This window comes from Hyphomonas neptunium ATCC 15444 (genome assembly GCF_000013025.1).
In the GTDB taxonomy this organism is placed as follows: Bacteria; Pseudomonadota; Alphaproteobacteria; order Caulobacterales; family Hyphomonadaceae; genus Hyphomonas; species Hyphomonas neptunia.
On the sequence record NC_008358.1, the window covers coordinates 1,264,852 to 1,278,827 of the forward strand.

At 64.2% G+C, this 13,976-nt stretch carries 11 protein-coding genes; 5 read left to right on the forward strand and 6 right to left on the reverse strand.

Annotation, left to right across the window (positions count from 1 at the left end):
- The first annotated feature begins 24 nt into the window (after nucleotides 1-24).
- Nucleotides 25-972, forward strand: coding sequence for a phosphatidylserine decarboxylase (locus HNE_RS17845; protein WP_011646261.1), 948 nt, complete (start codon nucleotides 25-27; stop codon nucleotides 970-972).
- A gap of 344 nt (nucleotides 973-1,316) precedes the next feature.
- Here the strand turns inward: HNE_RS17845 and HNE_RS17850 are convergent, their stop codons facing one another.
- The gene (locus tag HNE_RS17850) at nucleotides 1,317-2,120 is read right to left on the reverse strand and encodes a hypothetical protein (RefSeq protein WP_011646262.1); all 804 of its coding nucleotides are present in this window, start codon (nucleotides 2,118-2,120) and stop codon (nucleotides 1,317-1,319) included.
- Nucleotides 2,121-2,122: 2 nt separating this feature from the next.
- Complete coding sequence (locus HNE_RS17855; RefSeq protein ID WP_011646263.1) at nucleotides 2,123-3,085, reverse strand: hypothetical protein; 963 nt, start codon at nucleotides 3,083-3,085, stop codon at nucleotides 2,123-2,125.
- Nucleotides 3,086-3,273: 188 nt separating this feature from the next.
- Between HNE_RS17855 and HNE_RS06185 the strand changes: the two genes are divergently transcribed.
- Nucleotides 3,274-6,000 carry a protein kinase domain-containing protein gene (locus tag HNE_RS06185; RefSeq protein WP_049755037.1) on the forward strand — a complete coding sequence of 909 codons (2,727 nt, stop codon included), beginning with the start codon at nucleotides 3,274-3,276 and terminating at the stop codon, nucleotides 5,998-6,000.
- On the opposite strand, the gene HNE_RS06190 is transcribed toward HNE_RS06185, so the two are convergent.
- Complete coding sequence (locus HNE_RS06190; protein WP_011646265.1) at nucleotides 6,001-7,278, reverse strand: adenosylmethionine--8-amino-7-oxononanoate transaminase; 1,278 nt, start codon at nucleotides 7,276-7,278, stop codon at nucleotides 6,001-6,003. It abuts the gene before it with no gap.
- A 108-nt stretch (nucleotides 7,279-7,386) separates the two neighbouring features.
- Here HNE_RS06190 and HNE_RS06195 point away from each other — a divergent pair, with 108 nt between their 5' ends.
- The 3 genes from HNE_RS06195 to HNE_RS17860 all read left to right on the forward strand — a co-directional run bounded on the left by HNE_RS06195 (nucleotide 7,387) and on the right by HNE_RS17860 (nucleotide 9,924).
- Entirely contained in the window at nucleotides 7,387-8,526 is a 1,140-nt protein-coding gene (locus HNE_RS06195; RefSeq protein WP_011646266.1) for an aminotransferase class I/II-fold pyridoxal phosphate-dependent enzyme, read from the forward strand.
- Nucleotides 8,508-9,176 (forward strand): dethiobiotin synthase, encoded by a 669-nt coding sequence (gene bioD / locus HNE_RS06200; RefSeq protein ID WP_011646267.1) that lies wholly within the window; start codon nucleotides 8,508-8,510, stop codon nucleotides 9,174-9,176. Before HNE_RS06195 ends, bioD begins: the two co-directional genes overlap by 19 nt.
- A gap of 187 nt (nucleotides 9,177-9,363) precedes the next feature.
- On the forward strand, nucleotides 9,364-9,924 hold the full coding sequence (locus HNE_RS17860; RefSeq protein WP_160162608.1) for a TetR/AcrR family transcriptional regulator: 561 nt from the start codon (nucleotides 9,364-9,366) through the stop codon (nucleotides 9,922-9,924).
- A gap of 21 nt (nucleotides 9,925-9,945) precedes the next feature.
- Here the strand turns inward: HNE_RS17860 and HNE_RS06210 are convergent, their stop codons facing one another.
- From HNE_RS06210 to HNE_RS06220, 3 genes are read right to left on the reverse strand one after another with little or no spacing between them, the layout of a single operon-like run.
- Nucleotides 9,946-11,310, reverse strand: coding sequence for a M20 family metallopeptidase (locus HNE_RS06210; RefSeq protein WP_011646269.1), 1,365 nt, complete (start codon nucleotides 11,308-11,310; stop codon nucleotides 9,946-9,948).
- A 32-nt stretch (nucleotides 11,311-11,342) separates the two neighbouring features.
- A complete protein-coding gene (locus HNE_RS06215; protein ID WP_035590533.1) occupies nucleotides 11,343-12,416 on the reverse strand; it encodes an LLM class flavin-dependent oxidoreductase in 1,074 nt (357 codons plus the stop codon).
- A gap of 26 nt (nucleotides 12,417-12,442) precedes the next feature.
- On the reverse strand, nucleotides 12,443-13,822 hold the full coding sequence (locus HNE_RS06220; protein ID WP_148205821.1) for an MFS transporter: 1,380 nt from the start codon (nucleotides 13,820-13,822) through the stop codon (nucleotides 12,443-12,445).
- Nucleotides 13,823-13,976: the final 154 nt, after the last annotated feature.

A 13,976-nucleotide genomic window follows, 5' to 3' on the forward strand; every position in this document is an offset into this window, starting at 1 on the left:
CAGACCTTTAGAGGAGGCAAGCCGATGAGCGAAGAAGCAGACCGCCAGTCGCTGCCCTGGATGATTGCGGGATTTGACTGGGAAGCCGTGGCCGCCGCAGCGGGCGCCTTTCTGGCCGCGCTGCTGCTGGGCTGGATCTGGGCGCCGCTGTTCTGGATCGGCTTTGCCGCCATGGCGATTGCGCTGGCCGCCGGGCGCTGGTCGCGGCGCACACCGCCGGATCTGGCTTACGGCGTCGTGGCGCCATGCGACGGGGTGGTGGTTTCGGTCGGCTATGGCGACGCGCCGGCCGCGTTGCGCCTGAAGGGCGAGAGCCTCGTGCGTGTGCGTATCGCGTCGTCGCCAGTCTCTACCAACAAGCTTTACGCGCCGATGGCCGGCGGGGTGGAGATCGTGTCGCTGCAACAGGGCGAGGCGCGCCAGCCTTTCGCCCTGAAACCGGATGAAGACGGGCTGACGCGGGCATTCGTCACCTTCGAGAGCCAGGGCGAGCAGGCGGGTGTCGTGCTGACCACGGGCGGGCTTGGTCCCCGCATTGAACTGGCCGTCGATCATGGCGACGTGGTGCGCCTGGGGCGCAGCTTTGGCACGCGGCGGCTCGGCGGCTGGTGTGATGTCTATCTGCCCGCTGATATTCGCACGCATGTCTGGGCCGGGCAGACGCTGACAGGCGGGGAGACGGTGATCGCGCATTTCCGTTCCTCCGTTGAGGAAGAGTTCGAGGAAGCCGATGTGGCATATTCCGGCGCTGCCGCCCGCCCGGTGCGGGACGCGGCGGCCGCAGCAGCCGGGGCGGCCGCCGTGTCGGGCGTTGCAGAGAGCGCCGCGCTGGAAGAGGTGGGTGACGATCCCGTTGATGAGCTGATCGACGATGATTATCCCGAGCCCGATGAAGTCTCCGCGCCGGAAGACCCGGCAGCCATATTCGCCCGGCTGCGGGAAGCGGCCCGAAAGCATGGCGAAGGCGACTGACCTGATGAGACCCCTCCGGAGACGGAGGGGTTTTTGTTTGGGGATGCGGGGTCGGCCGGAACGCGCGGGAGCGCGGCCGGTGGTGTGTTTCGTTGAGAGGTGCCCCACCCCACCCCAACCTTCCCCATGGCTATGGGGAAGGTTGGGGTGGGGTGGCTATCCGTCAGTACGCGCCGTTGGAGTTTTTTGCGGAAAACTCCAACGAAGCTCCAGCAAACTTCCAGCCACGGGCGTGACAGACTTGGACACTCTCGGACAAATCTGGACAAAACGGGACAGCTGATCCCCGTGGGCGGCCAGGGGCGCGTCCACGGGGCAAGGTCAGGGGTCTGCCTTGGAAGGGGTTAGTTGAGGGTGACGAATTCGAACTGGCGCTCGTCATTGTAGCGGGTGCTGTAGATGCCGTACTCGACGATCTGGCCCTGGATCACGAGGCCGGAGCTGCGGCGCTGGATGCCGGTGAGCTGGACTTTGGTGTCGAGGTCGACCCGGCGGCTGGAGTGTTCGAGGATTTCCTGGGCGCGGGCCGCGTCGACGGGCCAGAAGAAGGCGCTGGCCATGTTGTCGAGCTGGAGGCTGACCTGTTCCTTGCCGCCGAAATTGACCTGATTGCCCGGTGAGAAGGCGGTGAGGTAGTAGCCGCCCCGGCCGCTGTCATACTGACTGAGCTGGGAACTGAGGCGGACCTGCAGGACGCCGGCGCCTTCGGTGGAGGCGTAGATGTCTGCCAGCCGGGCGGTTTCGGCTTCGAGCTTGGCGGCCTTGCTGAATTCGTCGGCATACTTCACGTCGCGTTCCTCGCCGGCCCATTCGGCGAGCGGGGGCTCGCGGTCGGTCAGGCGGTAGGCGAGGAGGGTCATCTGGAAGTCGTCAGGATAGGCGAGGACGGCTGTGCCGAACGGGCTGGCGGCGGGCGCGGCGGCGGCCTTGGCAGGGGTCTTCTGTTTGTCGTCTTTGGCGGGCTTGCCGGTATCCTTCTGAGTGGGCGCGGCGGCCGGGCTGGATGCTTCGGCGGGGACGGCGGAGGGGCCGGGCGCGCCAGCCTCCCCGCCGTCTGCACCAGGGCCCCCACAGCCTGCAAGGAAGATGGCGGCGGCAAGAAATGCCAGCGCCGGATAGCGGATCGGGTGCCTGATCAATCGGGTCATCTTCAGAGGTCCACCTTGGTGTTCTGCGCTTTCTCGAGCTCCTGATTGCGGCGCTGGTTTTCGATCTCGTTCAGCTCGTTCTGGAACTGCTCGCCATATTCGTAGAGGGCGGTCTGATCGAACATGCCGACGCTGAGTTCTTCGACGACATCGGGGTTTGAGCGGAAGGTGCGCACCATGGCGGTGATGGAGAGGCCGCAGCCATTGGTCCAGGACTGGGATTCGTCGCCCCGGCCATTCACGCCGCCGGCGCATTGATTGAGCAGCGGGTGGGCCTCGGAGAGGACGTTGCCGGCGGAGTCGGTGGCCCAGTTGTATTCGTTGACGTAACCGAAATAGTTCGCGTCGCGGCCTTCATACCGCTGATGGGCCCCGTATTTCTCGGTGAGGGCGGCGAGGACGGCGTCCTTGGCGGGCATTTCGCCTTCTTTCCAGGTCTGGGTGCGCCAGATGCCGTGGACTTTCTGATTACCCGGCACGCCGGGGGTGGCGAGGGTGATCTTCTCGGCGATGAAATCCCATTGGCGATTACCGGCGCCGCACTTCTGCATCGCGTCGTAGGAGCCATAGCTGCATTCGCTGCTCTCGCCGGTCTGGGCGGTGATCATCTGTTTTTCGAGGCGCATCGTGCCGGTGTTGAGGCTGTAGGTGCTGAAGAACGCGTTCTCATAGGTGACGAGGCCGTCGGGCATCTGGCAGGCGATGGCGTTTTCGGCTTCGGCGAAGGTCATGCCGAGCTTGAAGCCGGCAATGTCGGGACCGGTGAGATCCTTGCTGATCTTGGCCGGGCATTTGGCTTTCTTCGGCTTGGGCGCATCGCCGGAGGCGGCCGGCGCGGTGAGGTCGCCGCCGCCATCATACCCGTTCTCGTCATAGTCGCCTGAAGCCTCGCCGCCGCCCCCGCAGGCGGCAAGGAGAAGGGCGGTTGAGACCGCCAGGGCGAGGCCGGATTTTCCGAATTTCATGACTGGGATGCCTTTCAATCGACCGCCCGGAGTCTGGCCGGGCCGGGAACCTTGAGATTCGTTTGAAATGTGAGGCGCGCGGGGGCAATAATCTTCACGGAGACATCACGGATTTCTAACGCCTTGTGTGAGCCTTTGATTTTGCTCAAGGTTTTGGCGGGATGTCGGGTCAGAGCCCAGGGCTGAAAATGGACGATTTCAAAAGCGAGGAACCCGCCCTCTACCGTTATCGCTTTGGCGCGGCGGAGTTTGACGAGGCGCGGTTTGACCTGAAGGTGGGCGGGCTGGTTGTGGAGCTGGAGCGCCGGCCGCTGGAGGTGCTGAGCCTGCTGCTGCGCCATGCCGGGGAGGTGGTGACGAAGGAGGAGCTGCTCGACACGGTCTGGCAGGGGCGGATCACGGTCGAGAATGTGCTGGCCAATGCCGTGGCCAAGCTGCGCAAGGGGCTGGGCGAAGCGCTGGCCGAACACATCCGCACCCAGGCGCGCATCGGTTACCGCTTTACCGGGCCGGTGGAGCGGATCGCGGTGGGGCGGGCGCTGGTCAACCGGCTGGACCTGCGCGCCGGGCAGCCCGTGCCGGGGCGCAGCCATTTCATGCTGAAGGAACAGCTTTCCGGAACCAGGGGCAGCGAAGTGTGGCTGGCCCGGCATGACAAGACCGGGGAGCTGCGGGTTTACAAGTTCAGCCCGGATGGCGCGCGGCTGGCCTCGCTGAAGCGGGAGGCGACGCTGGCGCGGGTGCTGCGCGAGAGCCTGGGCGAGCGGGACGATATTGCGCGGGTGATCGACTGGAATTTCGAGACGGCGCCGTTCTTTCTGGAATGCGCGTATGGCGGGGAGAACCTGCTGGCATGGTCGCAGGGCGAGGGGCGGCTGGCGGCGATGTCGCAAGGGGCGCGGCTGGAGCTGGCGTTGCAGGCGATTGATGTGGTGGGCGCCGCGCATGAGGCGGGGGTGCTGCACAAGGATCTGAAGCCGGCCAACTTTCTGGTGGCGCCGTGCCGGGACGGGGGCTGGCAGGTGCGCGTGACCGACTTTGGCGCGGGCGGGCTGGTGGAGCTGGGGCGGCTGGAAGACCTGGGCATCACGCCGATGGGGATGACGATTGAGGAAGGCGGCTCGGGCAGTTCCAGCCTCGGTACGCCGCTTTATATCGCGCCCGAGATCATCTCCGGGCAGGCGCCTTCGGCGCGGTGTGATGTCTATGCGCTGGGCGTGATGCTGTATCAGATCCTGGCCGGGGACATGAAGAAGCCGCTGGCAACGGGTTGGGACGCGGACATCGATGATCCGCTGTTGCGCGAGGATATTGCCGAGGCGACGCATGGCGATCCGTTGCAGCGGATTGCGTCTGCCGGGGAGCTGGCGGCGCGGCTGAGGGCGCTGGACGTGCGGCGGGAAGATCGCGCGCGGGCGCAGGCGCTGGCGGCAGACGCCGAGGCGGCGCGGGCGGAGCTGGAGCGGGTGAAGACGCGGCGGCCCTGGGTGGCGGCGACCTTTGCGGCGCTGGTGATCGGGTTTGGCGCGAGCGTGTGGCTGTACATGCAGGCGGAAGGCGCGCGGGGGCTGGCGGAGACGCAGGCGGCGCGGGCCGAGGCGACGGGCGGGTTCCTGCGCGACCTGCTGGTGAATGCTGACCCCTACCGGCCGGGCGGGGCGGGGGATGTGACGGTGCGCGCGGCGCTGGACAAGGCGGCGGCGGATATTGGCGCGCGGTTTGAAGATGATCCGGCTACGGAAGCCTCGATCCAGCAGACGGCGGGCGAGATCTATTCGAGCCTGGCGGTATATGATGCGGCCGCCGAGCGGAAAGGGCGGGCGGCGGACCTGTTTGCGCGGCTGTATGGGGAAAGCGACCGGCGCACATTGCTGGCGCGGTATCTGCAGGCCGAAGCGCTGGCCAATGCGTCCCGGATTGCGGACGCCGGGGCGGTGCTGGACATGGCGGACAAGGCGGCGATGGGGCAGACCGCTGGCGACGCGAAGCTGGCCTTTGCGGCGGCGCAGACGCGCGGGCGGTATTATCTCGTGCAGGCGAACATGGAGGAATCCGCGCCGTTTCTGGAGGCGGCGGTGCGGCTTCTGCCGGAGGCGATGCCTGAAGATGTGGAGGCGGGCTATCGGCTGAAGATGGACCTTTCCCAGATTTACAGCCGCGTGGGCCGGCATGAAGACGCGATTGACCTGCTGGCGGGGTTGCAGGCGCCCTCCTACGCTGAAGCGGGGGTGAGCGAGGCGACGCGGGCGCGGGCGAGCATGTTTCTGGGGGCATCGCTGTTTTATGCGGGCAAGTATGATGAGGCTGAGCCGGTTCTGATAGAGTCCATCCGCCTGCTGACGGATGTGTTCGGAGAAGAAGCGGCGCAGGTGGTGGAGGCGCAGAGCGCGCTGGCCAATCTTTATGCGACATCGGGGAACTGGGCGCCGGCGTTGCCGCTGGTGGCGGATGTGCGCGAGAAGATGTGCGCGCTGCACGGGGAGGACCATCTGACCTGCCTGATGACGATAGGAAATCAGGCGGTGTTCCAGTGGTTCATGGATGACGCGGAGGGGGCGATTGCCAACCTTGTGCCGGTGGTGGAGACGTTTCGCGCGCAGCTGGGGCCGGAGTCTCCGGCGGTGCATGTGATGGCGTATTATCTGGCGATGGCGAAGCTGGATGTGGGCGCGGCCGATGAAGCCCTGGCGTTGGCGAATACGCTGGACGCGGCCAAGCTGGCAGCGGGCAGCCCAGGCGATGGCTGGGCCGAGCGCGTGGCCGGGCTGAAGGGCATCGCGATGATCGATCAGGGGCAATGCGCGGCGGGGCTGGCGCTCCTGCGGCCTGCGGTCGAGGCGATGAAAGCCGGAGACATGCAGCCCTGGATTCTGGCGGATTATGAAGAGGCCGAGGCTGGGGCGCCCTGCCGCTGATTATCCGATGTCGGATATTCCCGTTTTTGCAAATTTCAGGATGGCGCCGGTGAGCCGGGCCAGGTCATCGTCGCTGATGCCGTAGGCGGGGGAGAGGTAGACCGTGCGGCCGAGAGGGCGGATGAAGGTGCCTTCATCGATGAACCATTTGCGGGCTGCCTCGATGGGGAAGGGATCTGCCAGTTCCACGGCAGCGACGGCGCCGAGGACGCGGACATCGACGACGCTATCCATATCCTTTGCCGGGGCGAGCGCGCTGGTGAGGCTGGCTTCGAGTTTCTTGACGCGCTTGATGAGGCTGCCATCGGCAAAAAGATCGAGGCCCGCATTGGCGACGGCGCAGGCGAGGGCGTGGCCGGTATAGGTGGGTCCGTGCATCAGGGCGTGATCCGGATTTTCCGAATGGAAGGCGGCGTAGACTTTCGAGGAGGCCAGCGTCGCGGCGAGCGGGGTGATGCCGCCGGTGATGGCTTTGCCCAGGCACATGATGTCGGGCGTGACGCCGGCGCGGGCGGCGGCGAACATTTCGCCGGTGCGGCCAAAGCCGGTAAAGATTTCATCGAAGATGAGGAGGACGCCGGCCTGATCGCAGAGGCGGCGGAGCGTCTTAAGGACCTGGGGGCTGTGCATGCGCATGCCGCCGGCGCCCTGGATCAGCGGCTCGATCATCACGGCGGCGATTTTCTTGTCCGTAGACAGAAGGGTTTCCAGCGCGCGGATCTGGTCGCGCGTTTCGGGCAAGGCGACGACATATTGTTCGGCCAGGGCGCCGCGGAACATGTGGTGCATGCCTTCATCGGGATCGCAGACCGACATGGTGGCCAGCGTGTCGCCATGATAGCCGCCGAGGAAGGAGACGAATTTGGTGCGCGTGACACCGGCCGTGTTGCGGAAATACTGGATGGCGATTTTCATCGCGACTTCGACGGCGACCGAGCCGGACTCGGTGAAGAAGACGCGGGAAAGATCGCCGGGGGTGATTTCGGCGAGGCGCGTGGCCAGCCGGTAGGCCGGTTCATGGGCGAGGCCGCCGAGCATGATGTGGGGCATCTTCGCCATCTGGTCGCGGGCGGCGTCCAGAAGCTCGGGGCGGTTATAGCCGTGGATGCTGGTCCACCAGCTGCCGACACCGTCTACCAGCTCGCGGCCATCGGCGAGGTAAAGCCGGGAGCCTTCGGTGCGCGCGATGGCAACCGGAGCGGGCAGGGTGCGCATCTGGGCGTAGGGCAGCCAGATGTGTTCCAGGCCCGCGGTGAACCAGTCTTTCGGGTCTGCCATGTTCAGCGCTCCTAAAGGGTCCGTTGCTGCGGGCATTCGACGCTTGGCATGCCCCGCGTGCATCCCCTAGGACAGGCGCGGCGCAACGGCCAGAGGATTGTAAGCCCGATGACATCTTTTGAACGGCTGAAAGCCTTTGCGGAGCAGAAACTGAGCCAGCTGGAAGCGACCGGACAGCGCCGCAGCCTTGTGGAAACGGCGCGGGAGACGGGCGGACGGGCCGCGCGGGCCGGGCGGGACGTGATTTCCTTCTGCGACAATGATTATCTTTCCCTCTCGCATGACGCCCGCGTCACGCAAGCGGCGGCGGATGCGGCCCGGCTTTATGGCGCCGGAAGCGGGGGATCGCGGCTGATCACCGGGAATCACCCCCTCAACGCCGCCCTCGAAGACCGGCTGGCGCGCCTCAAGGGCACCGAGGGCGCGCGGGTGTTCGGATCGGGCTTTCTGGCCAATCTGGGGACGATCCCCGCGCTGGTGGGCAAGGGGGACACCATCGTCATGGATGAGCTGGCCCATGCGTGCATGCATGGCGGGGCGCGGCTTTCCGGGGCGCAGGTGCGCCTGTTCCGGCATAATGACGTGGCCGAGGCCGCCCGCCTGGTGAAGGACGCGGCCGGACAGGTGCTGCTGCTGACCGAGACCGTGTTTTCGATGGACGGGGATGTGGCGCCATTATCTGAGCTGGGCGCGCTGGCCGAAGCCACCGGGGCGTGGCTGATGACCGATGACGCGCATGGGCTTGGCGTCGTGAAGCAGGATAACCCGGCGCAGATCCAGATGGGGACGCTGTCGAAGGCGGTCGGCGGGTATGGCGGCTATGTGTGCGGGCCTGCGCCGCTGATGGATTTGCTGACGAGCCGGGCGCGGAGTTTTGTCTATACGACCGGCCTGCCACCGCCTGTGCTGGCAGCGGCGATTGCGGCGCTGGACGTGATGGAGGCCGAGCCGGAGCGCGGGGCAAAAGCGAGTAGACATGCGGCGCTGTTCTGCGAGCTTTTGGGTCTGCCGGCGCCTTCCAGCGTGATCGTGCCAATCATCATCGGGCCGGAGGCAGAAGCGATGCGGGTTTCCGCGGCTCTGCTGGAGCGCGGGTATCTGGTGACGGCGATCAGGCCGCCGACTGTGCCGGCGGGCACCGCGCGGCTGCGAGTGACGTTTGCCGCCGGACATGAGGAGGCGGACGTGCGCGCCTTTGCCGGGGCGCTGAAAGAGATCATGGAGCTGGCATGCGCAGTTACTTTGTAACGGCAACCGGCACCGACATTGGCAAGACATATGTCAGTGCCCGGCTGATTTCAGCCTGGCGGGCGCAGGGTTATGTCGCGCAGGCGACAAAGCCGGTGATGAGTGGCTTTGCCGAGGACGCGCTGGAACAGTCCGACGCCGGACGGCTGCTCACGGCGATGGGGCGGGCTGTGACACCCGCGTCAGTTGCCGAAATCTGTCTGCACCGGCTGGCGCCGCCGCTGTCGCCGAATGTGGCGATGCGGCAGGCGGGGGTGCGCCAGGACTATCCGGAGATACTGGCATTTGTCCGGGATCGCCTGTCGGACGGCGGGGACTGCCATCTGGTTGAGGGAGCGGGAGGCGTGATGTCTCCGTTGACGGATGAAAAACTGCAGATTGACCTGATGGCAGATTTGCAATTGCCAATCATTCTTATTACGGCGGCGTATCTGGGCTCGGTCAGCCATACGTTGACAGCGTTGTATGCGCTGTCTGCGCGCGGCCTGAAGGTTTCTGCGGTGGCGATTTCACAGCCATTTTCATCCGGAGATGACCTCTCGGCGTTTGCGGGAGAGCTTAATCGATTCAGGGACGTACCCGTATTCGGGATTCCGCACGGGCATGACGCAGCGGCGCTGGGAACCGCGCTGTTGCAACAGGATGCGTAATATTTTCTTCTCTTTGTATTTGAACTTCTGCCCACTTTGCGTATTGTAATACGTAGAATCCCTTAGTGATTGGATTGGGTTTGGGATCACTCAGGGCGAATTCTGCAACTCATCTGGAGATCATCAGATGGCGAACGAACATTCCGGAAAAATTGAAAGAAGGTCTCAAAAGGACCGGAGCGAAAGCATGCAGAGGCGCGTGCTTGACGCTACTTTGCGATGTATTGGCGAGCAGGGGTATATCGGCGTTTCGCTACAGGATATTGCGGACATGGCGGGGGTTTCCCGCGGGGCAATTACCCATCATTACTCCAGCAAGATCGAGCTGACATCGTCGGCCATCCAGCATTTCGTTCAGTGGCGGTATGACCGGGTGCATACGGCCTTCGAGGGTAAGGGTGGCCTTCCCTTGCAGGAGCGCCTGGATATTCTCTGGAAGGAGTTTCAGGAGATCTTTCCGGTCACCTTCGAGCTGATCGTGGCGCTCCGGTCCGACAAGGATCTGCTGGCGCTTTATAAGCGCAATTCAAAGACGCGGATCGAGGAAATCACCACCGGATATGATGGTTTCTTCCCGGAGCTTTCTGGGATGAATGTTTCTGGTGTCATGATTGCGGTGATGGCGGCCTTCTATCGCGGCGCCTACATTGAGGCGGTGTCGCGCGACGCCGAGTATATCGAGCAGATGAAGGTGGTCTTTCAGGATATGTTGATGACCTATCTGGACTCTGACAAGAAAGCGGCCTGACCGGGCTGTTCGACAAACGGCTCAATCGAACGGGTTGTCGCCATAAACCGTGCGCCCGGTGCGTTTCTCGACTTCGCCGTCCATGCGGCCGCAGATCGTCAGCGCTGTGAGGGCGTACATCAGCGTGCATTTGAAGAAGTCTTCCGGCGTCGGGCGCCAGCGGACGGGGCCGAAGGTGATGGCGGGCACGCGGTGCATGTTGAACACGTTATGGTCGCGCCACATGCTGGAATAGACCGGCTTGGCGATTTCGACGGGGTGATCCAGCACGGCCTGAACCGCCACATCGACACCGGCGACGAGGGGGGTGACTTCGGTGTCGTCGGCTTCGTAGCCATGGCTGACGTTCACCGGCTCGATGTCAAACTCGATGCCGGGCAGGGCACGCATGACGGCTTCGAGTTCGTGCAGGACCTGGGCGGCCTTCTGCTTCGGGCTAAGGTCGCAGCTGATATAGATGGCGGCGACTTCGGTGCCGCCGCTGTGGGGGAAGCCGGCCTGGACGCAGCTGATCGTGGCCTTGGGCAGGGAGGAGCCGCCCTTGGCGTGGTAGGCGTTGCTGGTCTCGTAATCGAGCGACCAGGCGTGGAGCGCCTCGATGACCGGGCCGAGCTTGTAGATCGAGCTGGGATGGTCGGCGGTGGCTTTGGGCGCCTTGAGGAGCGGGCGGAAAATCGACTGGCCATAGAGGCGGATGCGGAACATCGCGCCGCCGCAGCCAAGCCAGGTGACGCCGAAATCCGTGCCCTCGGCGGCGATGGCGAAATCGGGCGCGACGCCGCCATGGTGGAACATGTAATGGGCGCCGATTTCCTTGCCCATATTGTCGATGCCGCCATGCTCTTCGATGGGCTCGGGGCCGCATTCGCCGGGGCAGGCTGTGAGATACATGCGGCCGGCGAGTTCATAACCGGCTTTCTTCAGCGCCTTGGCGGCCATCAGCATACAGCTCATCGGGCCGCGATCATTGGCGACGGCGTAGCCATAGAATTTGCCATCCTCCAGCCAGCACTCTTTCCATTCGCGGTTTGCCACGCTTTCGGGGCGGCGGGTCTTGGCGCGGATGACTGGATCGGCGGGCTCACTCTCGGTGTCGAGATGGGCCGTGAAGAGGAGGTTTTTTCCCGGGCCGTTGCCGCCATAGGTGCCGATGACATTCTGGCGATGGGGCACGGCGCCGACGCTGAGCGGGCGGAAACCTTCGCGGTCCATCCAGTCATGGACGAAAGCGGAGGCCTCCGCCTCGCCGGTTGACGGGCTGTAGATGTTGGCGAGGTCCAGGATGAGTTTCGTCAGCTCATCCATGTCGATCGCATCGGCGATTGCCTTTACGTCTTCCGGGGATACCCCGGCGCCCAGCGCGCTGTCCAGCAGTCCGTCAGCCATGAGGTTTCCCTCTCCCTTATTCTGTTATCTGATTATGCGGGTTCGTGGTTCTGGGCGGGAAAGCGCTGGCGCAGCTTGGGGAGAATGTCTCCGAACATTTCCAGACCGACCTTGTAGTCGGGGAAAATCAGCATCACGCCGTCAAGATCGCAGGTTTCCATATATTCCTCGATCTTCTCGCGGCACGTCTCTGGCGATCCGACGACGGAATGGTTCTGGCTGACGCCGACCTTGCGGGCCATGGCGGCGAGGCTGTCGGGCGCGATGCCCCAGCTTTTCATCTGGGCCATGATGGCGCCAAGATCGGCCCCGTCTTCGAAGCGTTGCAGCATGGATTCGGCTTTGGCGTCGGTGTCGGCGTGGATGACGGTACACATGGCGCAAACCTTGATGGTCTTGCCTTTCTCCGCGGCGATCTCGCGGGCGCGGCGGCTGTGGCCCCGGCGCTCCTCGACGCTGCGCCCGCCGATGAAGCAGGCATCGGCATGGGTGGTTGAGAAGTCAAAGCCCCGATCTGACTGGCCTGCCGCGATCAGGTCTGGCCGGGGCCGGGAGATGGGTTTGGGATCAGACTGGCAGTCTTCCATATCGAAGAAGCGGCCCTTGAAGGTGACGCTCGGCTCTGACCAGAGGCGCTTGATGATGGTGATCCATTCTTCCGTGAGCTGATAACGGTCGCCATGGGAGAGGCTATCGTCCCAGGCGCCCATCTGGGAGAATTCCTCGCGGTAGGCGCCGGCGACGATGTTGAGGCCCGCGCGGCCCTTGGAGATATGATCGAGCGTTGTGACCATCTTGGCGACGACGGCGGGATTGGAAAGGAGCGCGTGAACGGTAGCCCAGACCTTCACAGTCTTGGTGGCTTCGGCGAGGCCGGCCATCATGGTCATGGATTCCATGGAGGTGGCCCAGTGGTTGGTTTCCCCGCCGAAGCCCCGGAACTTCGCCATGGACATGATGAAGTCGAGGCCGATGCGATCTGCGGTGATCGCGGCTTCGCGATTGGTTTCATACAGGCCGTCGAGCGTCGGCGTGTTCTTCGAGACGATCCAGCCGCCATTGGCGATGGGCAGGAAGACACCGAACATTTTATGATTGGGCAACATGGTTATTGGGCTCCACGTATTGGAAATTAAGCGGTTCGTTCAGCGATGGCGGGCGCATCGCGGCCCGTGTCGGGGGCGGTGTTGGGGCCAGTGCTTTCGGCGCCCGATGTTTCATCCGTCTGCGGGGCGCGCATCATCACCACGGCGACCCAGACGATGGCGGCGACGGCCGACAGGATCAGGAACATCAGCACGAAGTTGCCTGTCAGATCACGGATCACGCCGCCAATCGTCGGGCCAAGGGCTGAGGCCGCGCCGACGAGGCACATGGACGAGAAGAGTTCGAGGTTATGGCGCTGGCCGAAATAATTCATCATCAGCACGGTGCAGGAGAGGGCCGTGAGGCCGAAGCCGATGCCGGTGCCGATAGCGTAGATCAACAGGATGGAGTGAGAGTCGGAGGTGGCGAGCACGGCGCAGCCGATGGAGGTGGCGGCGAGGGAGACGACCATCAGATAGCGCGGGTCGATGCGTTCTCCCAGGAAGCCGCCCGCAATGCGGGTCAGCACGGCGATGAAGGCTTCAAGGCTGAGCATCGCGCCGGCCACTTCACTGGAGACGCCGCGCTCGACAAGGTGGCCGACCGAGAGGCTGGTGACGGTGACCAGAGCCATGAGGTTTGCGAAATAGGCGGCCACCAGGATCTTGTATTGCGGCGTGCGCATCGCCTGTTTGACGCCCCAGTCGATGGGGGAAATGTAGACGCGAGAGGGCTTGGCGGGCGTCGATTCTGCGGCGAGGGCGGGCTCTGGCTTCGCCGGGGTGGCGGGTTCCTGAAGCTCACGCTCCGCAGGCTGAGAAAAGCGTTTGTCAAGGCCGATGATGAGGCCGCCCGCAACACCGGTCGCGAGAAGGAGCAGTGACTGGTAGACCCAATAGTCGCGCCAGACCTGGCCTTCGACCGAGAGGACGGCCATCACCATCCACGGGCCGATCACATTGCCGAAGCCGCCTATGGTGAAATAGAGGCCCAGCGCGGTGGAGCGATTCTTGAAGTGGCGGCTGATGACGAAGGTGGACGGGATGGTGCCGAGCATCTGGTAGGCAACCCCGCAGATGGCGGCGGCAATGAAATACTGGAGCAGGTTGTTTACCGTGCTCATCGTGAAGAGGCCCAGCGCCATCAGGAGGCCGCCGAGGATCAGCGCAATGCGGACGCCCAGCTTGCGGATGACCAGCGTGGGGAAGAGGGAGGAACCGCCACACGCTGCGCCAAGGATGGTGAAGCCGAGGCCGGCCTGCGACCAGCTCCACTCAAGCTCTGCGACCATGTGGGGCAGGACAATGCCGAGGGAGGAGAAGGTGGCGGCGCTGATCAGCATGTCGAGCGTGCTGAGCGTCGCCAGATGGCCCCCGGCGAGGGGAGACACGGAACGGACGGATTTGAAGATTCCGGAATTCAGCATCGGGTTCTCTCTTGCTCTCAGCCTGTTTTAGCGGGGGCGGCGTTGCAGTTCGCGGGCCAGGATCGCAAAATCTGACATTTCAGACAAAATGTCAGAAACTGCATCAGCTTTGCGGTTCGGTGCCTATCAATTGACCATTGGGAGGGCATGGCGG

Coding starts and splice junctions, on each gene's coding strand:
- bioD (WP_011646267.1), top strand. CDS start 8,508: ATGCGCAGTTACTTTGTAACGGCAACCGGCACCGACATTGGCAAGACA.
- HNE_RS06185 (WP_049755037.1), top strand. CDS start 3,274: ATGGACGATTTCAAAAGCGAGGAACCCGCCCTCTACCGTTATCGCTTT.
- HNE_RS17845 (WP_011646261.1), top strand. CDS start 25: ATGAGCGAAGAAGCAGACCGCCAGTCGCTGCCCTGGATGATTGCGGGA.
- HNE_RS06220 (WP_148205821.1), bottom strand. CDS start 13,822: ATGCTGAATTCCGGAATCTTCAAATCCGTCCGTTCCGTGTCTCCCCTC.
- HNE_RS17850 (WP_011646262.1), bottom strand. CDS start 2,120: ATGACCCGATTGATCAGGCACCCGATCCGCTATCCGGCGCTGGCATTT.
- HNE_RS06190 (WP_011646265.1), bottom strand. CDS start 7,278: ATGGCAGACCCGAAAGACTGGTTCACCGCGGGCCTGGAACACATCTGG.
- HNE_RS17860 (WP_160162608.1), top strand. CDS start 9,364: ATGCAGAGGCGCGTGCTTGACGCTACTTTGCGATGTATTGGCGAGCAG.
- HNE_RS06195 (WP_011646266.1), top strand. CDS start 7,387: ATGACATCTTTTGAACGGCTGAAAGCCTTTGCGGAGCAGAAACTGAGC.
- HNE_RS06215 (WP_035590533.1), bottom strand. CDS start 12,416: ATGTTGCCCAATCATAAAATGTTCGGTGTCTTCCTGCCCATCGCCAAT.
- HNE_RS06210 (WP_011646269.1), bottom strand. CDS start 11,310: ATGGCTGACGGACTGCTGGACAGCGCGCTGGGCGCCGGGGTATCCCCG.
- HNE_RS17855 (WP_011646263.1), bottom strand. CDS start 3,085: ATGAAATTCGGAAAATCCGGCCTCGCCCTGGCGGTCTCAACCGCCCTT.